At 38.3% G+C, this 23,439-nt stretch carries 25 protein-coding genes and 2 pseudogenes; 3 read left to right on the top strand and 24 right to left on the bottom strand.

Translation table 11 applies throughout. The annotated features are described in order from the left end of the window. Positions 1–4: 4 nt before the first annotated feature. Positions 5–559, bottom strand: coding sequence for an RNA polymerase sigma factor (locus LI149_RS11665; protein ID WP_227078457.1), 555 nt, complete (start codon positions 557–559; stop codon positions 5–7). Between the two features lie 22 nt (positions 560–581). Then, positions 582–992 carry an HIT family protein gene (locus LI149_RS11660; protein WP_005335028.1) on the bottom strand — a complete coding sequence of 137 codons (411 nt, stop codon included), beginning with the start codon at positions 990–992 and terminating at the stop codon, positions 582–584. 100 nt (positions 993–1,092) lie between these two features. Here LI149_RS11660 and LI149_RS11655 point away from each other — a divergent pair, with 100 nt between their 5' ends. Beyond that, positions 1,093–1,923: a PAS domain-containing sensor histidine kinase gene (locus LI149_RS11655; RefSeq protein WP_227143380.1), complete on the top strand. Its 831-nt coding sequence runs from the start codon at positions 1,093–1,095 to the stop codon at positions 1,921–1,923. 7 nt (positions 1,924–1,930) lie between these two features. Here the strand turns inward: LI149_RS11655 and LI149_RS11650 are convergent, their stop codons facing one another. From LI149_RS11650 to LI149_RS11570, 17 genes and pseudogenes are all read right to left on the bottom strand, one after another. Next, positions 1,931–2,530: a rhomboid family intramembrane serine protease gene (locus tag LI149_RS11650; protein WP_005335024.1), complete on the bottom strand. Its 600-nt coding sequence runs from the start codon at positions 2,528–2,530 to the stop codon at positions 1,931–1,933. 52 nt (positions 2,531–2,582) lie between these two features. After that, a complete protein-coding gene (locus tag LI149_RS11645; protein WP_117606195.1) occupies positions 2,583–2,816 on the bottom strand; it encodes a hypothetical protein in 234 nt (77 codons plus the stop codon). 74 nt (positions 2,817–2,890) lie between these two features. Continuing rightward, entirely contained in the window at positions 2,891–3,634 is a 744-nt protein-coding gene (locus LI149_RS11640; protein ID WP_005337511.1) for a DUF6382 domain-containing protein, read from the bottom strand. Continuing rightward, positions 3,624–4,049, bottom strand: a complete 426-nt coding sequence (locus tag LI149_RS11635; RefSeq protein WP_227143379.1) for a TadE family protein — start codon at positions 4,047–4,049, stop codon at positions 3,624–3,626. The genes LI149_RS11640 and LI149_RS11635 overlap by 11 nt, the downstream gene beginning before the upstream one ends. Next, positions 4,046–4,525: a prepilin peptidase gene (locus LI149_RS11630; protein ID WP_227143378.1), complete on the bottom strand. Its 480-nt coding sequence runs from the start codon at positions 4,523–4,525 to the stop codon at positions 4,046–4,048. The genes LI149_RS11635 and LI149_RS11630 overlap by 4 nt, the downstream gene beginning before the upstream one ends. Before the next feature lie 41 nt (positions 4,526–4,566). After that, entirely contained in the window at positions 4,567–5,391 is an 825-nt protein-coding gene (locus LI149_RS11625) for a pilus assembly protein (protein WP_227143377.1), read from the bottom strand. Between the two features lie 127 nt (positions 5,392–5,518). Then, positions 5,519–6,976, bottom strand: a complete 1,458-nt coding sequence (locus LI149_RS11620; RefSeq protein ID WP_227143376.1) for a DUF5702 domain-containing protein — start codon at positions 6,974–6,976, stop codon at positions 5,519–5,521. A 14-nt stretch (positions 6,977–6,990) separates the two neighbouring features. Further along, on the bottom strand, positions 6,991–7,179 hold the full coding sequence (locus LI149_RS11615) for a Flp1 family type IVb pilin (protein ID WP_040015622.1): 189 nt from the start codon (positions 7,177–7,179) through the stop codon (positions 6,991–6,993). 94 nt (positions 7,180–7,273) lie between these two features. Next, on the bottom strand, positions 7,274–8,542 hold the full coding sequence (locus LI149_RS11610) for a hypothetical protein (protein ID WP_227143375.1): 1,269 nt from the start codon (positions 8,540–8,542) through the stop codon (positions 7,274–7,276). Continuing rightward, a complete protein-coding gene (locus tag LI149_RS11605) occupies positions 8,479–9,267 on the bottom strand; it encodes a type II secretion system F family protein (protein ID WP_227143374.1) in 789 nt (262 codons plus the stop codon). The genes LI149_RS11610 and LI149_RS11605 overlap by 64 nt, the downstream gene beginning before the upstream one ends. After that, positions 9,182–9,550 (bottom strand): annotated as a pseudogene (locus LI149_RS11600) (ATPase, T2SS/T4P/T4SS family); the annotation flags it as partial. The gene LI149_RS11605 and the pseudogene LI149_RS11600, both read right to left, overlap by 86 nt. A gap of 139 nt (positions 9,551–9,689) precedes the next feature. Continuing rightward, positions 9,690–9,986 (bottom strand): hypothetical protein, encoded by a 297-nt coding sequence (locus LI149_RS11595; RefSeq protein ID WP_139009242.1) that lies wholly within the window; start codon positions 9,984–9,986, stop codon positions 9,690–9,692. Positions 9,987–10,094: 108 nt separating this feature from the next. Continuing rightward, positions 10,095–10,475 (bottom strand): TnpV protein, encoded by a 381-nt coding sequence (locus LI149_RS11590; protein ID WP_139009241.1) that lies wholly within the window; start codon positions 10,473–10,475, stop codon positions 10,095–10,097. Positions 10,476–10,495: 20 nt separating this feature from the next. After that, entirely contained in the window at positions 10,496–10,903 is a 408-nt protein-coding gene (locus LI149_RS11585) for a DUF6262 family protein (RefSeq protein WP_008374214.1), read from the bottom strand. Beyond that, entirely contained in the window at positions 10,887–12,269 is a 1,383-nt protein-coding gene (locus tag LI149_RS11580; protein ID WP_227143373.1) for a tyrosine-type recombinase/integrase, read from the bottom strand. Before LI149_RS11580 ends, LI149_RS11585 begins: the two co-directional genes overlap by 17 nt. Positions 12,270–12,381: 112 nt before the next feature. Beyond that, the gene (locus tag LI149_RS11575) at positions 12,382–14,112 is read right to left on the bottom strand and encodes a tyrosine-type recombinase/integrase (RefSeq protein WP_139009240.1); all 1,731 of its coding nucleotides are present in this window, start codon (positions 14,110–14,112) and stop codon (positions 12,382–12,384) included. 18 nt (positions 14,113–14,130) lie between these two features. Beyond that, entirely contained in the window at positions 14,131–15,234 is a 1,104-nt protein-coding gene (locus LI149_RS11570; protein WP_139009239.1) for a tyrosine-type recombinase/integrase, read from the bottom strand. A gap of 240 nt (positions 15,235–15,474) precedes the next feature. Between LI149_RS11570 and LI149_RS11565 the strand changes: the two genes are divergently transcribed. Then, entirely contained in the window at positions 15,475–16,272 is a 798-nt protein-coding gene (locus tag LI149_RS11565) for a helix-turn-helix transcriptional regulator (RefSeq protein ID WP_118692878.1), read from the top strand. A 433-nt stretch (positions 16,273–16,705) separates the two neighbouring features. On the opposite strand, the gene LI149_RS11560 is transcribed toward LI149_RS11565, so the two are convergent. Together LI149_RS11560 and LI149_RS11555 are read right to left on the bottom strand one after the other, a co-directional pair. Further along, a complete protein-coding gene (locus LI149_RS11560; protein WP_118692879.1) occupies positions 16,706–17,455 on the bottom strand; it encodes a hypothetical protein in 750 nt (249 codons plus the stop codon). A 929-nt stretch (positions 17,456–18,384) separates the two neighbouring features. Further along, positions 18,385–21,192 carry a DNA methyltransferase gene (locus LI149_RS11555; protein WP_139009238.1) on the bottom strand — a complete coding sequence of 936 codons (2,808 nt, stop codon included), beginning with the start codon at positions 21,190–21,192 and terminating at the stop codon, positions 18,385–18,387. Positions 21,193–21,414: 222 nt separating this feature from the next. Between LI149_RS11555 and LI149_RS15750 the strand changes: the two are divergent. After that, positions 21,415–22,068: pseudogene (locus LI149_RS15750) on the top strand (recombinase family protein); the annotation flags it as partial. A 92-nt stretch (positions 22,069–22,160) separates the two neighbouring features. Here LI149_RS15750 and LI149_RS11545 read toward each other — a convergent pair. From LI149_RS11545 to LI149_RS11535, 3 genes are all read right to left on the bottom strand, one after another. Beyond that, positions 22,161–22,634, bottom strand: coding sequence for a hypothetical protein (locus tag LI149_RS11545; RefSeq protein ID WP_015525606.1), 474 nt, complete (start codon positions 22,632–22,634; stop codon positions 22,161–22,163). Positions 22,635–22,691: 57 nt separating this feature from the next. Then, the gene (locus tag LI149_RS11540; RefSeq protein ID WP_013976760.1) at positions 22,692–23,012 is read right to left on the bottom strand and encodes a helix-turn-helix domain-containing protein; all 321 of its coding nucleotides are present in this window, start codon (positions 23,010–23,012) and stop codon (positions 22,692–22,694) included. Positions 23,013–23,136: 124 nt separating this feature from the next. Further along, positions 23,137–23,352 carry a hypothetical protein gene (locus LI149_RS11535; protein ID WP_015525605.1) on the bottom strand — a complete coding sequence of 72 codons (216 nt, stop codon included), beginning with the start codon at positions 23,350–23,352 and terminating at the stop codon, positions 23,137–23,139. Between the last annotated feature and the right edge of the window lie 87 nt (positions 23,353–23,439).

The raw sequence follows: 23,439 nt of genomic DNA, 5'->3' as shown, positions 1-23,439 counted from the left end.
TTTTTTATTTGCCATCCAGTTGGTGAAACTGTTCTTCGTAGTACTTCTTAATCCATTGCTTTGCCCTGTATAATGTACTATACAGCGTATCCACAGATATCCCCATTTTCTCTGCAACTTCTTTTTGTGGTTTATCCAAAGTATATGAAACGGTAACTGCCTCATACCATCTTGAATTTTTCTCATATAGATCTGCAAAGATCGTATCGTGTAGCTCGCGGCATTCTTTCTGGCGAAATACTTCTATGAGTTGAGCATCCAGTCCTTCTGACGAATATGGCACCTCCTGCTCCGGAACCTCTTCCATCGGTGTCTCCCACTTGCTGTCTCTTAGATAGTTCTTTGCCATATTCTTTGCGGTAGTGATCAGCCATGCATGCACGGACTCCATACATATATCTCCCAGGTTGTCGTATAATTTCAGGAAAACTTCCTGCACAATCTCTTCTGCCACATAGTGATCTTCGACGTAGTACAATGCCGTTCGGTACACTTTACTTACATTTTCTTTGTAAAGCCTGTCGATTTCAGCTTTCTTTACATCTTCAGATTCCACCATTTAATTTCCATCACTTTCAAGTTTATAATTTAGACAGAATATCCTGCTTATCCTCTTCGGTAAGCTCGCCCATCTTCCAGCCAAGTCCAACTTCGTCACCTTTATAACGCGGAATCATATGTAAATGGAAATGGAATACAGTCTGTCCTGCTGCTTCGTTATTATTCTGCACGATATTGTACCCGTCACAGTGTAAGATGCCTGTAAGCTTTGTGATCATTTTCTTAGCCAGCACCATAACTTTTGCAGCCTTATCATCGTCCAACTCATACAAATTGGCATAGTGTTCTTTTGGAATAATCAGTGCATGTCCTTTCGAAGCCGGGCTGGCATCCAGAATCACGCGGAAATCTTCATCTTCATACAATGTTGCTGTAGGAATTTCTCCATTTGCCAGTTTACAAAAAATGCAGTTATCATCTTTCATTTTCATGTCCTTCTTTCCTTTAAAAAATCATTTTTAAAATTATTGATTATTTTATCCGCCAATGCTACACTATGAAAAAATAAATTCATAAAGGGCGGTAATCATTATGTTCACAGAATCTGATTATGAAAAATTACACCAGATCATGGCAGAAAGTCCTGAGAAAGAAGAGCTTCTCACCAGACTTCTTCACTCCCACCGTATGGATATCAGTACCATCAGCCATGAGATTCGCAACCCGCTGACTCTTATATACAGTACCTTACAGATGATCGAAGCATCCAATCCGGAAGTTCTGAATATCCGGCACTGGTCAGACTTACATAGCGACATCGAATATATGAAACAACTACTGGAAGAGCTATCAGCATACAACAACGGTCAACGTCTGTCACCTTCTTCGACAGATTTCGACATCTTCCTCAAGAAAATTTCCTTATCCTTTGCTTCCTCCATCATTGAAACCGATATTGAATTTATCTCCCGGATAGAGCCGGAACTTCCTGTTATGCCTGCAGATTCCATCAAACTTCGGGAAGTTCTTCTGAATCTTCTTGGAAATGCGCGCGATGCAGTACTGATTCAACAATCTACATGCTCTAATCATCTTGATTCTGCCTGTAATTGTGAAAGTAACGGATCTTTGGATACCGGCAAATCACTTACCTATTCTCCGCAAATTCACTTTCACGCATGGAAAGAGCATTCAAATCTGATTATTTCCGTCTCCGATAACGGCTGTGGTATTGCACCAGAACATCTATCTTCAATCTTCGAACCATTTGTCACGTACAAATCGTCCGGAACAGGCTTAGGCCTGCCACTTTCCCGCCGAATTATCGAAGCACATGGTGGAACACTGACTGTCCACTCAGAACCGGATTTGCCGGACTGCCAGCTAAAAACTACATTCACCCTTACACTTCCAATCCCTTAAAACATTTTTAATAATGTTTCGGCTTATGTTTCCAATATGTGAGTACTGCCAGTAAAAATCCGGATACCAGCCCGCCAATGTGGGCTGCGTTATCCACCCCTTGTGCGGTGAATCCATAATAGAGACTTAAGCCTGCCATCAGAACAAGTCCTCTTGTTGAAATCTCTCCGACTCGTCCATGATTACGGATTGCAACATAAAGAAGTGCTCCCACAATCCCAAAGATCGCTCCGGAAGCACCCGCTGATACCGCATAGCTTCCCTGGCTCACATCAAACCATGCCGATACGAGATTTCCCATCAGTCCGCTTCCAAGATAAATGAGCAGAAAACGGATCTTTCCAATCTCTGGTTCCAGGCTGTAACCGATGACCAGCAGCATCACCATATTGTTCATCAGATGACTGAATCCAAAATGCAAAAACATACTGGTGATCAGTGTATAATATCGTTCTCCGTTCATGAGATATGGAACATACATTGCTCCGTGTTCCATCATAAATGCGGAATCCTCAGTCATACCCATAAAAGACAGTCCGAGGAAGATCAGAACATTCGCTGCTGCGATTGCAATTGTACAAATTGGTAATTTCTTGTAATTTCTCATAGGAAAATTCTCTCATTAATTTTCTATAATGTCAACGTTATTCTGCAAGATTTTACTCATCAAACTCTACAATCAGATAGTATCCTCTGTCCGTATGTTGTATTTCTTTGATCACGCCCTGTCTTGCGTGAATACGCTCAGATGTCTTGTAAATTCCAGACATTGCAACTGCTGGTTCCACTACATAAGTAAACAGGTTCGTATTCGGACTTCTCTCTGTTACTTCCACCTGCTGGCCTTCTTCCACCAGCCCTTGTCTTTCCATTTTAAACCGTTCCTGTCTCACGACAAACCGCCTCCTGTCTCTGATATTCCAGCCGGGATTTTTTCCGGCATCATTCCTGTCAGTACAGTATAACACTAGAGATCTTCTTCTTCAATATACAGCCCGTCCCAGTCTCCCCACTTTGGTTTTCTGCGTCTGTGAAGAAAACGCTTCATCGGTGTCCACAGGTTTTCTGTCTCACGAAGTATCGTACTTCCCATTTCCTGGCTTGCGATCCAGTCATGTTCTGTTCGGTCAAAATATGTGCTTCCTTCCTTTTCTTCCTCTGTTCCCAAATCTGTATTTTTATCCTCTGCCAAAACATTTTCTTCCTCTTCTTTTACACACTCCTTTATAATCTGTTCCAGACTGTAATTTTCTTTCATAGTCTCTTTATGCAAAAGGAACACAATCTGGACACATTCTTTATCCTGATAATCTGCACATTTCACCAGATATTCGCTCAGATGGTGAAATCCTTCCCACAGACTTTTTTCTTTCGGTGGATAATAACAAAAATAATACTTTTCTTCTGTGTAAAAAATATACTCCGGATCCATCAGAATACAATTCACATTGAGAAGATACCTTTCTACTTCTTTCACGACACGCAAAATAGATTTTAGCAATATTTTTATTTCTTCTCCACTCATCGTATGCTTTTCATAGAGCGCTTTCATGGACACTTTTCCACTCACATCATAATCATAACAGCTTTTGTCATCCATTCCCCGTCCATGCATTTCCAGCAGTCCTTCCACCTGATTTTCTTCCAGCATTTTATTTTGATAGTCCTCTGTATAAGGGACTGACTCTTCTATCGTAATCTTACGTTCCATTGACGAACTCCTTTATTTTCTTAATATCCCGAAGCTTTTTCTCCGGTTCTGTAATTGCCGCACGTTTTTCCACACTGACTTTCATCTTCCTCCATGTTCCCTGTGCCCGGACACAGACTTCATCTCCTTCCACCGTAACCTGTCCCTGGATTGTAGATAATAGGATACACTTTCCATTCACGCGACTTTGAAAAAGTGTTTCCAGTTCCGCCGCATCTGTCCCGCTTCTATCTCCAGATCCAGTCTGTGAATCCGGTTTTTCTCTCGCCTTATTACTGCCGACTACCGCTGTCTCATAAGCTGCTCCCGCAATTATATTCTTGTCATGGTAATAAAAAAATGCATAGATACTGCTCATGACCAGCAACATAATGATTGGCATTAAGAATGACATCTCTACTGTATAACCTCTCACGCTGCACCTCCCTGCTCTGCCAGCATCAGAATATATCCAAGAGTCAAAAATGGGAAAAATGGCATTGTCTTCACTCGTCCGCGAAATGCCAATATCACCGAACAGACTCCACTTGTAAAAAATGCTGCTGCCAACACTCCCACAACTTTCCAAAACCCCAGATATCCTCCAAGAATCATAATTGCCACGCTGTCCCCATAACCGATTGCTTCTTCTGTCACTTTACTGACAAGAAGGAACAGCACTCCCACTCCGATTCCTGCACAGATTCCAGCAAGATCATCTACATTCGTCTGTTCCATCTTTTTCAGGAACACTCTGATCTGATAAAAATCCACTATTTTCCAGAAGACTGTCAATATTCCCCACAACGTCAGAACTTTTCTGGAAACTTTTTTATTTCTAATATCTGACACAGACAGCCCGGTTAGAATTAACAGCACAACTATATCGACCATTCTATTTATATTTCCCACATCTTGTACCTCTTCCCATTCTACTTGTCATTCCTGGCATTCTATTTTCCACCACATTTTGAGCATGCGCGCTTTCCCGGTACTTCAGAAATTCTCGCTGTATATACGGTACGCTTTAATCCGCTGCATGTCAGTGAATTATGATACCGGTCACCCTGATCCGTAATATACACACTTCCACCCATACTGCTGCCATGAACACATTTCTCACAGGCATGATACTTTCCGCCACTTTCATTGCGAAGACTATTAAGTTCCGATGACGCCGCCGTATGGATCGACAGGTCCAGATGCGTACAATGTGGATTTTTGTGATAGACAACTCCTGTATCCGTTACATATACAATCTGATCATCTTCTTCACCAAACCCTCCTGCCTCATAGCCGGTCCATGCCTTGATCCTCATAGTTTCCTTATAAGAAATCGGCGCTATAGAAAAGCCCGGAACCGGAATCCGCACCTGATAAGATGCCTGAATTTCTCCAATTCCCGTAAACGGCGACAAATAAGATTGATTACAATTGATTCCTGAGCTGCCACCTTCTACAATGCTTCTCTCTAACCGTTCTGCTCCAATAGAATTTACAACATCACGTTCCAGATTTGACGGAATCACTGCCGGGACTTCTACTGCCTGCACTGCAAGCTTCTTTCCCGCTTCCTGAAGTCCGCTTCGCACAGCCGTCTGCACGGATAACAGCTCCAGCAGTAATACCAATGCCAGCGTCGCAAAAAAGAAGATCGGTACTGCCATGGCAGCCTCCACGGTAATGCTTCCTTTTTTACGGGTGGATGCAGATGCCCTTCCTGTATGCTTGGATTTGTATATGCTGGATAATAAAGGGATATCTTTATCTGAGTTCATCGAATCTTTCTCCTTTCATTTTTTATGTTTTCAGTTAGCAGAAATTTTATAACTCCCGGTAGGGGGAGCGGAAGGACATCTGCACCCACCCGTTATTGATTCATTTCGTTATTGATTCATTTCGTTTTTAATTGTATCCAAAATATGTCGGAAAATCGTACATGATCCCACGACGCAGATTACATGTGCTGTGAAATTCTACTCTGCCGATGCAGGCATCTGCCCGAAAAAATGTCTGTCCATATCGTATCTTTAAATTTTGTTCCACCATATCTAATGTACGCATCCCAACTTCATCCTGGGATTTCAGGAACAACAGCATGCGAAGGTATTCCCGATAAGCAAGTCCGCTTTCCATATCTTTACCACTATCTGCTGCCACATTTTCTCCTGCACTGCCAAGCTGCATCAGTCCGGAAAGGCTTAGCTTCCAATCCTCTGCGTTCTTTACAAGTGGTACTTTTCCTCCACTTATCAGCGTTCTAATATCCATGATTGCTTCACCATAAGCCCATGCAAGTAAAATTCCCTGCGCGGCACCCTCTGTCAGTTCCGGAAGTCCGATCACCGTACATAATGTAAGCGCTGCCGCCTCGGCTTCTGCTTTCTTTTCCGGATCCGTCTGGATATATGCATAATCCGGCACAAATCGGACCATAAGAAGCTTACTGGCAACCGTCTCCAAATTTTCTCTGTCGCTGGCGTGGCCTTCCAGAATATATTCCAGTTCATAGTCCAGACTCCCCACACCTGCCATGTCACCACGATTCCCGTTGCTGAAGTCTTCATTAGCAGAATCTCCTCTGACAAAATCTCCACCGCCAGAATCTCCACTATTATAATTTCCATTGCCAGATTGCAGGCTATCTGAAGCCATCTTGAAATGTTCCAGCACGTACTCTCCAAACAATAATTTACTGATTGTACTTCCCGATCCTGCTACATCTGAGAAATCTCCATATCCCTGATTTCGTTTTCTATGAGATACCATTTCCGATAACGTAATACTTTTTTTTGACATTACACGTCCCTTTGGCATAATCAGATCTACAAGAGGCATGCTTTTTAATTTCGCCACATGCGATAAGGGATTCTCTTCCTCTGGAAGTTCCTCCTTCTGCGACAACAGCTCCTGTAATTCCTGTTCCGTTTTTGCCCCGTCCCTTTCATAATTTTGTAAAGCCTCCTCTCCTGCTTTCCATGTATCTGTCTGTCCAACCAGTTTCTTCACCTTATCCAGTCCGTATTTATTTTCCATATATGCCGTCACCTGCTCGTAAAATGCACTGGCACCTTGGTCCGTCAATAGCTGAATTCTTGTAATTTCCTGATCCATCCCGCTTGCTCCGTAATAGGCCAGCCGTTCCTTTAACAATTCTTCACTGTAACTGCCCGTCTCATAACTTCCTTCCAGCGCAAAAATTCCGTAGACTTCCCAGAGTTCCTTCTGATACTCTGCAAATATACTTTCCACCGCCCGTGTCATATCTGCTCTTCTGTAATTTTTTACATTCTGTAAAGAGGCACTTTCCAGCATTGCTCCGGCAAATGAAATAAGTAAAATAAATACCAGACTTAAATACACTGTGACTTCCCCCTTTAAATACCGCTGCTCTCGCTTGTAATCTTCTCGAAAATCGTCTCGACCAGACTTGTGAGCTGAGATTTGAATATAACGACAAGTGAAATCAGTACAACCAAAATTAAGATAATTTCCACAACTCCGACTCCGTCTTTGTTTTCCAATATTTCTCTCACTCTGTGTTTTAAATACCAAACTCTCCACATAATTAATCCTCCCGCTTTCTCTATTCTTGCTTCTCTATACCCGCTTTTCTATTCCGTCATATCTTCTGTGGCATATTTTACTTTTTTACAATGCCTACATTTGTACGGTAAAAAATGCCGGGACTACAACAATCACAAGCACCTCTGCCAGCATCAGAAACATCGGAAGCAATAGCTTTGTTCCTGCTTCTTCCCCGAGCCGTCTTGCTCTTGCTTTTCGCTCTTCAAAAGACTGGATTGCTTCCAGCCGAAGCAGGTCATTTAGACCTTTTGTACCTTTTCTCAGGTTTTGTGACAGCAATGCACCAAATCTCATATATTCCTGTGTCCCGCATCTTCTTCCGAATTTCTCATAACATTCTGCTTCCGGAACACCGCCATCCATCTGTCGGCATGTATACTTCATCTCTTCATAAACTGCACGCTTCCCTTGCTGCTTTATCCGCGAATCGTAATCATTTACAATCTTTCTCCATGCTTTGCGGACCGTCATTCCTGCACCTAAAAGTAATGTCAGCTTACTGATGACTTCCGGATAATCCAGACACATCTGTTTTTGTCTTGCCTGTTTTTCTTTTATCTCGTTCTGCTTGTCCAGCGCAAAAAACAGCACGGAAATCACAACTGCAGCCGCCATAATTACTGCACCTCTCCAGTTCATTATCGTATAAAAATGTATTTCCTGTCCGTCCACCTGTTTCGGCAATGTTAACGTCCCGGATTCTCTGGTATCCTGATCTTTTTCTGCCACTGTCCGGCGCACCTTTTCTAATAACGCTCCATCACTTCCGATCATTCGTGGATAGACCATTGCCATACATTCATACAGTATCTGTTTTTCTACATCTTCCCGATACGTCAATATGGCTGTCAGCTTCACCGGTGTCCCTTCACTTACAAGCTTATCTTCCTTTAATTTTCCGTAAATATTGATCACATCATAGCGGTCAAGCTTCCATGTAACATCGATTGGCTTTCCTGGAATCTCGGTCAGAAGATTCAAATCCCGGTCCACATGATCCAGACTTACATTCTCCCCCAGAATCAACGAATCCATTTTCTTTACTGCCTGCTTTAATACCTGACTGATTTCCTGTTCTCCATAGACCTGCTCTGTTACTTCGATTGGAATTTCCCCCAATACCCGGTCTTTTCCCTCTACACGCAGTTCTTCCGTCTTCTTCCCTTTGCCATAAGTTTTTCTTGTGATCTCCTCTACATTTTTTCTGTAGGCACCATTGTAATCCCAGATAAGAGCTGCAACGCCCACCGAAAACACCACTAACATGATCCCGATACTCAGACTTCGATCTCGATGATCTTTCGCCCAAGCCCGTATGCGCCCAAATATATGATCAGACATCCTGTCATCACTCCTCTTCCTGCTATATTTCCGTAAAGATTTCCCATAAATTCCGGAAAACTGACAGTCATATAAAGTACAATTCCAAAAGGAATGACCGACATCACCTGAAATTCATATTTTTTCGCCGCCAGCATTGTATCAATTTCCCGTTTTACATCAATTTTGTCTCCAATCTGATCCGCTGTATTGCGGATAATAGACATCAGATTTCCTCCGCTTCTCTTGGCCGTGACAAAGACTCCGGCAAAGCTTTCCACATCTGGAAGCTTTGTTCTCTCGGACAGTTCTTCTACTGCCTGTTCCACCGGTACTTGTACCCGGATCTGCCTGACCATGATTTCCAGCTCACGTAGAATTGCCGCATCATCAGAGTAAAAAACCTGCATCTCTTTCAGGCTCTCTTTCACTGCATTTTCCACAGAATATCCTGTATTCAGTAAAGAGGAAAATGTCTGTATCAGTTCTTTGAACTGTACTAGAAATTCCTGTTCTTTTCGCTTAATGCATTCGTCCAGAAGCTGTATGTAATACCACACGCCTGCCGGAATCAGCAATATAACTGCCACCCATGAGCGATAATATATCCATGCCGTTCCTGTCACAATAATGATGACCTTCAAAATCATTTTTACATATTCACACTTCTTTATATCCTGCTGCCAGTAACTTCTGTGTATGAACCAGGTCGTCCATTTTTCTCCAAGTTCCCTGAATTTTCCCATCCTTTTCTCCTGTCTCTTCGAATCTGTACAGTGGACTCACCAGAATCTCACCGTCCTGATAATCCAGGATTTCTGAAACCTCCAGTACTTTACGGCTTTTATCTCTGAGTCTTCCAAGATGCACAATAATGTCTATTCCTGATGCAATCTGTCTCTGAACTGCCCCCAAAGGAAGATCCATTCCCATCAGCACCATGCTCTCCAGCCTAGAAAGCATATCCTTAGGACTATTGGCATGACCGGTACTAAGACTTCCATCATGACCGGTATTAATGGCCTTTATATGGACTCCCTATGTTCCCATCATGCAGAAATACAATATCTTTACTTAATATACACTGTATATAACGTTATTATCTTGCCATTCCACAGTTGCAAAAAGAAAAGAGCGCCTTTCACAGCCCTCTTTCATATCGACTTTCTCATTCATTTGTCATACTCAACAGTTTGTCAACCAATGTCTCTAAACTTTTTCCCAAAAATGGGATAAAGTCTGGTATTGCACCAAATCCCATCCCAATTATTATCATTCGACCACATTCTCTTGCAGATTCCAATGCAAATCCATAACTCAAAACACCTGTCAGAATAAATATAATTGATAAAAAGTAAAGCAAAATATTTCCCAATATCATCGGAATTTTTAATAACCAGTGAATCAATGTCATTACTGCAAGAATTAAATATAAAAACACTTTTATTATGTACTTAACCAACATTTTTAATCCCTCCCTTTTTTATCTTTCCGGACAGCAAGAATCTTGCCATCCGGACTTCCATTTTTTTGCTATCCGGGCTGCAAAATTCTTGCTATCCAATACAGTTCATTATCCTTTCGTGTATATCATTTCCGTCAAAATTATCTCTTCTGCATCATGACAAAGGGTATTCATCCTCCTTGTCCATTCCATGTTGTCCTGCCTTTTTAATTTCTCTGTAATTCCTTGTTTCTCCATCATCTGTTTTACTAATTGTTCTTCTCTATCCCTTGCTTCTGCATCAATCTGATTCAAATGCTCGACAAGTTTTCCTTGTAACAACAATATTTGATATTTTGCCTTTCTGTGTTCCTGTAAATAGCTTTTACGAAGCATCCCATATTTCCCATAAGTTGGTTCGATATCTGTAAGTGCCAATTCTGGCAAATAATAATCACCACACAACATATAAGTAAGTCCATTTTTCTCATCATAAATTTCGTTCTGCATAAAATATTCTCCTTTTCTTCCTATAATTGGTCGTACATCTTCAACAGTGTTCCCTTTTTCATTTGACTATATTTCACCTGTAATTCTTCATATTTTTTCTGAAGACTTTCATATTCGTTTTTCGGAACACTATCGGATAATTTCTGTTCTAAACTCTTAATCCGTGCTTCCTGTGCTTTTGCAATAGCATCACTTTTAGGATTTCGCAATATCATTCCCTGTTGTTTTTCCTTCAATTCCATCATGACCTGTTTCACATTCGGATTATTATAGAAAAAACCTCTGGAAAGTCCTGTTAGTTTTGTAAGTTCAGCAACTGAAATTTTTATATTTTTTCTATACATTGTTTCAATAGCTGTTATTGCTGTTTCCGTCATTTCCGCACTTTTTTCTTTTGCCAGTGCTACCATTTTATCGTGTTTCTGCATTTTCCTTTTCCCTCCTGTATTGTGCTAATAATTCATTCATTTCATCTCGTACAGCCTTTGTATCCTCCGCTAATGCTTCGTTTCTTAACCGCCGATAATGTGGTATGGTTCGTGTATCCTTATGCCCCAACAGCCTTGCAATGCTATCATCATCTAATTTCATTTCTGTAAGTTTTACTCCAAAAGTATGTCTAAAACGATGTGTACGAAACTCAAAATAATTTCCCTTATCATCCCTGATGTCATTTTCATAAATCATGATATTTACATGATATTTCAGCATTGAATCTGTATATAATTTTCCATTATCTTGCAGAAAAATATATTCTGAATCTGGATGCTCCTTTTCTGAAACTTCTATTGCTTTTCTAATCAATTCTGCCAGCTGATCGCTGACTGGTCTTTTGTATTTCCTTGTTTTCTGCTGGAGAATAGTTATAAAATAATGCCCCGATTTCTCAGATAAGCAATCCCTTCGCAAAGTCAACGTATCCTCTATTCTTGTACCAAGCATTTGATGTATTATTAAACATCTGCCTAACTGGGGCTTTAATTTTGTTAATGCACAATTAAATCTTCTGATTTCTGCATCTGAATACGCTTCTGGTAAAGCGTTGTCATATGCTCTGCAATCACTGGACAGAAAAAGGTTGCATATATTTTCTATTTCCAGTTCACGTCCTATTTCATCCAACAGATTATCCAAAACCGACAGCTCTGTCGTGTAACTGACTGATGTAAGACCGGTATCCGTTTTTATATAAACCAGATAATCTTCTATCATATCCCTGCTAATTTCTGTAAAGTGCTTTACTTCTGGAAATCGATCATACATGAAACTAGCAAACCGACGGAATCCACGCAATTCACCTTTTATACTACCCATTGCTTTTGTCTGGCAGTGGCTATACAATATTTTCTTTATTATCTCTTTAAATTCTTTCTGCCTGATCTCACGAAAATCTAATCTATATCTTCCACGAATCGGATTACTCCTTGGCACAATATCCAACTTTCTCATATCCCATACATCTTTTTCATTTTCTGGAATATCTGCTGTTTTACACTTCACAACATACTCATAATACATTTTCAGAAAAGAAATCTGAGCGCTACTTTGTTGCTCAACATTCCGCCTATCCGGTCTATTTCTTCTAACATACAGCGCCAATCCTTTTTTATATAAAAATGCTTTATAACTTCTCTCCAGTTCTTCCCATTTTTTATCAGTGATGCTGCTACAACTTGTACACTTCTCATTCAGAAATTCTTTCAACAGATCAAATCTGTAAATATCATTTACTACTGTTGATAATGACAAACGTCTACATCTATCATCGATATACCCATAAATCTCATCCTGCATCTTTTCATTATGAATCTCTGATATGTAGTACACCCTGTTTTCCTTCCATTTCAGTCCTGCCAACTGTTTTTCTGTAGCTTGTTGATAACAGTCATACGAAATCAAATTAATATTACCTTTCATCATCTTCTGCTCCTTTCAATTTAAATGACTGATTTTTAGAGAAATATTTATCTTCAGCCGATACAATACGTTCCGGCATGAAATCAATGTACTGTTTTGTCATATTCTCACTTGAATGTCCTAGATAATCTCGTACCCCTTGTATAGAAACCCCATTTCCGTACATTGAAGTTGCAAGGTTATGTCTGTAATCGTGTGCTCTAAAGATATAATCTCCGCAGGCAATCCCACGAACCTTACACTCCCGAATCATCTGATTTGAAAATGTCTGTCCATTAAATACACCACCCTTTTTATTTTTGAATAAATACTCCCCATTTTTTATTCCGTACTTTTTTTCATAATCATTCACCAGTCCAACCAATAAACTGGGAACAGGAATGACTTTTTCTCTCCGCATTTTGCTTTGATATATGCGCATCCAATTCTCATTGCCTTGTGAATAAAAGGCTCCCGATTTTATTGTACAAACCTCGCTTTTCCTAATTCCTGTGCAAAACAAAATCAAATACATCAACTGTAAATGCTCTGGGAATGCCGGCAGCTCCTTAATCAGATGAGCAATTGTTTTTTCTGGAACACTTCTTTCATTGTGTTCTGAAAAACCTTTTTTTAAAAATCGTTCCGGATAAAACTTCAACACTTCAATATTTTTCATTTTCAAAAACTGTAGAAATGTATGCATATGTGTGATATATCGGTTAAAAGTAGAATACTTAATATCGGACTTATCCAAAACAGACACATAACCCTCTATATCTTGTATCTCCAGTTCAGTTACTTTCTTACTCTGTCCATCCAGATATTTTAAAAATTGTGAAATAAAACTTATTGTATTTCGGATATTTGATAAAGACAGATCCGATATCCCGACCAAATATTTTGCGTATAATTGTAAATACCAACGATTTTCTTTTTCGTAAATATTAATAAATGAAAGGCTTTTAACAGGTGAACTAGCATTGATTCTCGATTTATCAAACTGAAACCTATCCATATACCAGATACACGCTCGCCAATTTGTCTCTGAATCTGTCAAAAATAACGTTCTTCTCGCAAACTCAACAATCTTAGAAGCCTGTTTTTTTATAATTTTCGACTCCTTGTTTAAATACAGATAAAATCTGTTTTCGTCTGCCTGTTCCATTTCTTCAATATCATCTATTCCGTACTTATCGCAAAACCGTATAAGTGCTTTTAATGGTTCTAAAAAATATCTTCGATGTCTTTGTACCTTATCCATATTCAGAATTTCACACAGCAATATTTTTGTCTGTCGCACCAACTGTGATGAATGTATCCTCGTTAAGTCCCATAACAAATCATTCTTATCAACCACCTGACGGAAAGATTGTGCTTTCTTCTTATTGGGGACATACAGCAAAAACAATTTGTCTTGCTTAAAAAACTCCTGTTCTACAGAGAAGGGCTTTCCTTGTGAATAGACATCTGGCATATTTTCTATTTTTAAACGATCAAATAAGCTCAGTAATTCCGCTTTATATTTTTCTGAAATATCCTCTTTTTCAAGAGAATCCATATACATTTTTCTCGTTTCATAGTTAATATCTGCAGTACACTGTATATCTGTATACTGAAAAAATTTGTATAACCGGTTATAGTATTTTGCTTCTCCAGTCGTAACTAAAGATATTTCTTCCTTTAATTTCTCAGATATTTTTTCCTGATATAACTTCGGAACAATTTTTAATACTGCCAAGGTAATCCCTCCTTCCTTTTACAGAAAATCTGCAATTTGGTATAAATCTTCATTATTTGAGTAGTATTGATCTGTCGCTTCTATCAATCGTTCATTATTTTCACCCAAGTATTTAATGGTAGTTTCAACTTTCTTATGCCCCAGGGCAAAACGAATGTCATTCAAATCCCATCCTTCTTTTCTTCTTTCCTCCGCAAAATAGTGTCGGAGCTGATGCGGATGGGAATTGATATCCGTTTTTTTGGATAGCCTTTTCAACATGCTATACACAGAATCCGCATCTAATGGCTCTCCTTTGTTTTTTCCAGTTAATTTTGTAAATAGATACTCCGAGTTCATCAGACTTTTTCGGTTATCAGAAATGTACTTAACCAAGAACTCAAAAGTTGTATTACTTAACAAAGCCATTCTATATTCTGCATTTTTTGCTCTTGCCAAGTTGGTATTGGATTCACGATACCTTACCCGAACCGTCCTTCTTTCAAAATCAATATCTTCGGTATAATGGATTCCCAGAATTTCCCCTAATCTAAGACCGGTTTCTGCCATCATTGCTATCAGCAATCGATCTCTATCATTCGAACAGGCATTTATCAGCTCCTGTATTTCTTCGGATGTTATTTCTTCCAGATTAGGTTCTTCTTCTTTGAAGAAACCTTTAAACGAATTCACTGCATTTTGATGATTTACTCCCATACTGTCAAAATACGATACTTTTTTTACTCGTAAGACTTTAAGCATTGGCAAAACATCTTCCAGTGCCAAAAACTGGTAGTATCTGAAGACTGCACCAAGATACATATTGCAGGTCTTATTGCTCGTCTGTGTATTATGCTCAGTATGCTTTCCACTCTTAACCCAATACAAGAAATCAATAAAATGTTTATTCTGCTCTGAATAGGATAGCAATGTAATCTCATCCAATCCTATCGTTTGCTCCTGCAGATAATTGTAATAATATGAAAGTGCGAAGGCTGCGGATTTTACAGTATTCGGAGAAGCATTAATCTGATCCAGATGCTTCAAATACTTTGATGGAAGGATTTCAATTTCTTCAATATCAGAAATAATCAAAAAACGTGGTCTATTATCTTTCAAAACCGAAACAACCCTATATTTCAATCCACAGCCCTCCTTCCTTTCTTTTCGATTCGTTTGACTTCTTTGACTTCTTGATTTACATTATACACAAAGATATCAAAATGTCAATTACGTTTTTGACTTCTTTGACTTTTAAGAGAATATCAATAAAGCATTTTTTGATTTCTTTATGTTTTAAATTGATTTTTAGGGATATAATTGATAAAATAAAATACAAGAAGTCAATTTATACAAAGTCAAAGAAGTCAAGAGGAGATTTGAATGAACGAATTTATATCAAATTCAGGCACACTAATAAATCCTGACAGCGTTTACGATCAGGAAAGATTCATCAATATACTTCAAATCATTTTACAGAAAAAAACACAAAAAGAATTATCTGAACAAACAGGCTTAAATAATGCAACCATTTCACGAATGCTCAACGGTGCCCGATCTGGAAGACCATATAAAAGCACTATTGATAAAATTGCAAAAGCCATTGATGATCCAGAACTTATCCAAGAGTTATATGATGCAACGGGATATTCTTCTAAGAAAATACGGGAACGAAAAAAGATAATTGCAGACAATGGATTTTCTCTGGATCTCTCTACTGTTCAGGTACATGAAAAATTTTTTTCTACCTTAATGCGTGGACTTTCCATGATGACAAGTCTGCATAAAGTTGAATGGACAATAAAATCCGGAACACCCAGATCATACGATTATTTAATTGAATTAAAAGAGGGAAATATAGATTATTGGTATATTAGATATGTAGATAGAATTACTTCTGATGAAGAAAGGAAAAAAGCCTTAACTGCCATTTATGGAGAATTTGCAAAATTAAATTTGGGCGGAAAAATTAAAGTTTCTTGCGCCACTCCTTCTTACGAAGATTATGATTATTTTGTTACAATCCCACCATACCAATTAAATACAAATGCTTCAATCATACATTTTGATTCTGAACTCGAAAGATTTGCAGACGAAACCTTTTTAGAGACAGCTTTACCACTTAAAGAAAATATTCCTGTTAAGGATTTTTGTAATCTTACCGAATCACTGATACTATAACTTTTTGATTTTATCACAGAGAGAGTTGCTTATGGCTCTCTCTGTTTTTATCGCTTTTTCCTCCCATGTTCTAACTCATTATGGCAAATCGTTTTCTAAAGCAAGTATCGCCTAGAGTAACTCAAAATCCCATTTCTGGATTATGATTCTCTGACGTACTTAATGGAGATTATGATTCCCCATACCCTCAATATCACAAAATATCAAATTCTGTTATTAGCTCATAATAAATTTTCGCAGCTATCTGTTTTTTCACTCATAGTTATCAAAAGCTTTTTATAACCATCTGCTTCTATCGGCTGCAGATTCAAAATTCTTTTATTCAAAAATGAATAAAAGTGGATTTCAAAAAAACACCCATCACAAAAATGTAATGGGCACTTCTATTCATTATACTTGCATCGACAAATCTAGCATTTTCTTTTCGATTAAATCACTGTTTATATTTTAGTTGATTTTCAATAAATGCGTGCTTTTGATTCCAAAATTCTTTTGCCAATGACATATATGTGATTATATTTGTAGCTGAATCTAATGGTCTTTTCCCAGATTCAATCAGTTTATCTACCAGTTCACTATTTATATGATAAATGGTGCTTGCATAATCGTATACATCATCAAACAAATTTAAATACTTTTCAATTTCTGAACAATTCTCCATTGTACAGTGATTTTGTAACATATTTATATTGTATCTATATTTCATATCCAAAATAAGAAGCCAAACATCTAATCTATCTAGTCCGATAGCTCCCTTAGCTCCCTGCATATTTCCTGATTGAAGCATTATAGATATATTATCTTGTGAATGATACATCTGGGAACATTCATTCAGCATTTCCAAATATATTTCTAGTATTCCTTCACCTGCTAAATCACGTTCTAAAATTTTTTTATAGTTTTCATATCTGCTTCTACATAATTCTCTTTTCTTTTGGGTAGAAAAGTTAAAATCCGTTTCGCCACTAAACCTCATTTCCTCCGTGGACTTTCCATTATGTATAAATTGACATTTAATATATGGTCTTCCGCCTTTTTTAACGATGTCATTATCTGTAAATAAATTTCCACCCTTAATTAGATTATTCGTATACATTATTTGATATATTTTCCATGCTCCGTATTTAACATCATATTCACCAATATCATTTATTTTTAACCAAAGTCTATGTAACAATTTCATATTCCTCTCTTTCAACCATTTAATAGGTGTAATTACATCACTGAATACACTTAACCAGTTCTACAAACACCAATTGTTCCAATTCATATTATCACTATTTCCATTTTCTCATAAGTTTCTCAATTACTCCAGAGCAAGATCCACCTGTGTTTAACAATATTGTCTTTCATCACAATATTCTCTCATCAGGTTTTCATCTTGCTGGGGATTCCCCAAACCCATTTTTCTATTTATGCCGAGGTCTCAGTATACACTAGAGCAAGATCCACCCCGGTAATACCATATCGCTATTTTAGCAATATAATATTTTCCGGACGTAGGATTCTTGCTGAGGATTGTGCTCCCCAGTTCCTCACATTCAGCATAAATATACACTTGGTTCCCCGAATTTTTCCGGTCACAACACAGGGATATAAAATAGACTAAATATCTCTATATCCCTGTGAAATCACTATGTGATTTTAAAAACAGCAAGGACAGGAAGTGTGGATACACTTCCGCAAAATTACCAATTTCGGAGCCTTATCCAAAATTGAAAAATACATAAAAATCCAAAATCCATAACCTTACTCAGTATCCAAATTTATGATTTTTTACAAATCACAAAAAACCAATATGAAAATTTTACAAATTTTGTATCACCTGTAAAATTCCCATATTGGTTTTCATTCAGCTTTTATGGATTTGGAATACTCTATATTTTCCAAATATTCTGTGCATTAGCTAAGAGCCATTCTGCACGATTTTCTATTTCATGTTCGTTCCAATCATTTTTTTGAAGTACGTCATATAATGTATAAAGTCCGCTCGCACACAAAAGTAAACCTGGTTTATTTTGTCCCTTTGTACTATATTATATAATGCGGGTTGATGTATTCGAGGGCTACAAAGCAGATTTAAAGCTATATTGCAGCCGCCGGGTAAGATGATTACTTTGTCAATTCTTGATACATTCGCATAAGGGACGCAACGCAGGCAGATTCACTTGAAAATTCCGGCGTTCCTTTTGTGAAGCCGTACGCAGCCATAACCGCACGATCATTTGCTTGATGTGCCCTGATAAGTTCCGGCGGCATTAAAACTTCATCATAAAGTTCTGCAAGACTGCTATCGGGGTAAAGTGCTCGCGCATCAAGAATAGCCTGTGCTGTCTGTTCTATTTTTGCCTTTTGTGCATCTGTAGGGGTAGGCCATGGGAAATTATTGTATACAATATTTATTGAATATTGGTAACTAGGACCATAGTATCCACATACGGTTCTAGTCCAGGCCATGTGCACATTTGATTGCAAAACGCCAAAATGAAATAGTGTTGCGCCACTCATGAGACGTAATTTGTTGCTACAAAATGTATTTTCATCCAAAAATCCCATTGGAATATATCGCCTATTTCCCGATGAAACCTCAGGGGCTGCAATATAATTACCAGACGGCATATTTTCTGTCTGAAATCTTGTCGGTGTATCTGCTAGTTTTTTTGTTGATTTACGGTTACTTTTTTCTCTGTATTCTTTAACTGCTTTCACAAGTTTCAAACATTCAGGCATTGCTTTTAATTCTGCTGGGCTACATCCACCCAACCATAAACAATACTTAAATGTATTATTTAGAAAACCTGCCCCATCTAGCCATTGTCTAAAATATTTTTGGCTGTTTGGCTCCTTTTCAACAAAATTATCCATTTCAGATTTAGTGAAAAGATAATTTCCATTATCAATAGGCTGATTACCCATCTTAAATACAGGCACTTGACACAAAGGCTTATTTCTTGATGAAACAAGAATATCCTCAGCTGCCGTCAAATATGGACTGATATGTGGTACTTTTATAACTCTATCACCTGAAAACAAAAGGGCTTCTCTATCTTCAATATGTGAAAAACCAACAATAATAACATAAACAGTTGCTGTCTTACCCGCTTCGGAATTCCATTTGAAAAACTTATATGCAAAGTTGATATAAATATCGTCTTGTAAAATGTTTTTCCAAATAGGGTAAATCTGTTGCCCTTGACATATTGAATCGGTTGCAACAAAGGCACATCTGATTGCTGTATTTTTGGTGAAAACAGCCGCTTTCTTAAACCAACAAGCAACATAGTCAACATTTCCTAAATCTTCACCGAATACATTAAGCCTATCTGTTTTCTGTGTATCATCTAACATTCCTTTTGAAGATGAATCTTTAGCTTTTGTTCTTCCGGCGCGGGCTACAAAAGGCGGATTTCCCATAATATATGAAAGCTGATATTTCGGAATAACGCTTTCCCAATCAACTTGAAGTGCGTTGCCCTCATGTATAAATGCATTCGTTTTCAGCGGCAGGAAGTCAAGATGCATCAAAACAATACTTTCTGTTTCTTTCATCATCTGACTTTCAGCAATCCATAATGCAGTCTTTGCAACGGTTACGGCAAAATCATTGATTTCGATACCGTAAAACTGACTGATAGAAACCTGTATCGGGTTCATATTGTCATAGCCTAAAACCATCTGACCGCCTTGTAATTCCTGTAAGATTTCATTTTCCAAACGACGCAACGACAGGTAAGTTTCCGTTAAAAAATTTCCGCTGCCGCAGGCGGGGTCTAAGAACGTAAGCGTTGACAACTTCTTTTGAAAATCTTGCAGTTTTCTTTCCCGTGTACGCTTTACAGCAATATTTCTGATTTCCTCAAATTCCGCCTTTAATTCATCCAAAAACAGCGGGTCAATAACCTTGTGAATATTTTCGATAGAAGTATAATGCATTCCGCCGGAACGTCTTGTTTCCGGGTTCAAGGTGCTTTCAAATACCGCACCGAAAATAGTAGGGCTGATTTCCGACCAATCAAAATCAGAACTTGCTTTTGTTAGTAATAAATCGCGGATTTCATCGGTAAAGGGTGGAATTTCTATATCCTCATTTGCAAACAATCCGCCGTTGACATATGGGAAAGCTGCTAATTCCGGGAAATCATCTTTTAAATACGGGTCACGATCTTCGAGTTTTGTATCAAGTATCTTGAAAAGGTCTGTGATAGCACGCCGCATTTTGCGTGCGTCAAATTCCGCTAAATAATCATGGAACATACCGCGCCCGCCAAATATGCCTGCATCCTCTGCGTACAGACAGAATACAAGCCGGACACAAAGCACATTAAGGCTTTTCATAGCACGTTCACTTGTAGGGTCTGCATACTGTTTTGCAAATGCATCATAGAGCAAGCCGACAATTTCACCCGCAGCAATGGAAACTTCCATTTCACGCTTTAAGTGTTCGTTGCCGCTATCCACTAAAAATTGAAGCCGATAATATTCTTTGTCGAGATTTTCAAGCAGGATTTCTTCCGGCTCTCCGCCGGGGCGTTCCATATCGTATACAAGGAACTTTTCAAAATTACAGGTAACGACCCAACGCGGGTGTTGTGACAGCGGTAATTCTGTTATATAGCGTTTTGCCTGTTGAAATGGGGTTAAATACGTGCCGTCTGATTGCTTGATAGGCTTTCTTAAATCTTTGCCCAGTCCTTTTTGTTCAATCAGAACTTTTGTTTCTGGGATATTGCCATCAATAAAACTTGTATGATCTAAGTGCACCTGTTCTTCAAATAGTATGAACTGTTCCGGGTGCTCTTTCCCGAAAACGTCACGCAGTAGTGACAGCCAAAAAGATTGACTTTCCCCTTTCTCATATCCTTTATCTTTCCAGTATGCGGCAAAGGCTTTCGCCGCCACACGCTGTTCTACATCATTCATATGTACAACCGCCTTTCAGGTATAATAATTCAATTGGCATTATACTATATTTACGGCTGTTTCTCAATTATAGTCTGACAATTCGAAGATATATTTTTGTCGCTTAAATAGGCAAAAGTCGCTTGATGATACTTGAAGATAATACAATATCTATGCGAGATATCCAAAGAAAACCACGATATATAGTGTTATAAAAAAGATATTTTGTACTATATACATTCCGAGAAGAAGAACATCTGGACCTTCGACAGCAAAGGCGAGCTGCTGCTTACCATCATGTCCTCACTAGCACAGGAAGAAAGCCGCTCCATTTCAGAGAACTGTACATGGGGCCAGAGAAAGCGATTTGCTGACGGTAAGGTCACTGTTCCATTCAAGAGATTTCTTGGCTACGACTGTGGTCTTGACGGAACCCTTGTAGTAACTCCAGAACAGGCCGTTACCATCAAACGAATTTACAGTATGTTCCTTCAGTGAATGACCTATCACGGGATAGCAAAACAGCTCACCGATGACGGCATTCTGACACCGGGCGGAAAGACAAACTGGAATCAATCAGCTGTAAAAAGCATTCTCTCAAACGAAAAGTACAAAGGTGATGCTCTTCTACAGAAGTCCTACACAACTGACTTTCTTACCTAGAAGACCAAAGTCAATGAGGGAGAAATTCCACAATACTATGTAGAGAATAACCACGAAGCCATTATCGAGCCGGAAGTGTTCGAGATGGTCCAACGTGAGATATTGAAGCGAGGTCGAGGCAAGAAATACCACAGTGGAGTACACATCTTCTCCACTTAAATAAAATGCGGCTGCTGCGGAAGCTGGTACGGCTCAAATGTCTGGCATTCCAACAGCAAATACCGTAAGGTCATGCTTTTTTCCTCCTAAATAATCGTGCATTCACAAATCTTTCTCCGACTATTTTTACATATCATATCCACAGTATATCATTATTTGTATTTTGTCTACACACAAGGAACTTCTACCGCCAAATCATAATAATATTGATACATGACCATGTTATCTTTTGCTTCTATATACACTCTCTGAGCTTCTTTCATCAAGTTATTCCAAATATCTTTCCATTCACTAGGAGCCGAATCTAAAAACCACATATTATTAAATGACATTTCTATCGTCCCCCATAAATCATCTTCTTTACGCTCAGTTTTTATATTCATCTGCATATTTCGTGCAATTTCCAATGCATCTTTTTGTAAAAAAGTGAATTTCACTACTTTTTGAGGATCTGGAACTTTCTTAAAACAACGCATATGAGCTTCTGCCTTTTTTATAATTGTTTCCAATTGTTCATCATGCCATTTTTTATCCTCTAGTATCTCTTCTTCTGACATTTGCGCTTTTTCTGCATTAATTTCTCTTTGCATTTCTTCCAATTCACGCTGTGCAATATCATAATATTTCTTTTCAATCACCATAATCTCCCAACTCCATAAAAAAAGAAACAGTCAACATTTTCGTTACAACTGTTTCCTTTATTTTTGAAGTCCCCGGAGCATTTGTATCACTACATTCTGTTCTTTTTCATCAAGATTATTCCAAATATTCAAAACCTCTTGTTGTGATTCTGATAAGCTTACTGGAACATCCATTCCGGCAAAGAATTGTGCCATTGTTACTCCCAGTGCATCACATATCTTTTCTACAGTAGGCATAGTGGGTAAACTTTCTTTAGCAATAATTTTTCCAATCGAAGATTGAGATATACCAGTCAATTGTGACAGCCGATATTTACTCATATCACGTTTTTTACATAAAGCTATAATATTGTCCGCAATATAATCCTCTGTACGCAAGTAAATACACCTCTTTCCGATAGTAGTTACCTTAATTGTAACTAGAAATCCGAAAAAATATTAGAGATGTATCTTGCAAGTATTTACTAAGGGAAACAGTAGTATTAAAACAAAAAAAATAGAACTATATAAAGTTGTATTCCATTAATGTCAGCTTATTATCTAAATGCTCATATTCTCTTTGTATTTCTTCAATTTTATCATATAGTTTCAGCACTGTCGAACCCTTTATCATTTTATTTTCTTGGCACATCTGCCGGAATTTTTCTTTGTACTCCCGCAGTATTCTTCCTTTTTCCTCTAATTCCTCCAGTGTTTTAATTTCCTCTTTATCTGCCATGTATTTTCCTCTCAGACATAATTTTTAATACATAACTCAAACTTCCCACACCAATAAGGTGTGCTGAACCTTGATAACTCTATATTT

Origin of the sequence: Dorea sp. 210702-DFI.3.17 (assembly GCF_020560825.1) — a bacterium.
In the GTDB taxonomy this organism is placed as follows: domain Bacteria; phylum Bacillota; class Clostridia; order Lachnospirales; family Lachnospiraceae; genus Dorea; species Dorea formicigenerans.
Note: the sequence above shows the minus strand (reverse complement) of the source record. Positions and strands in the feature narration are given on the sequence as shown.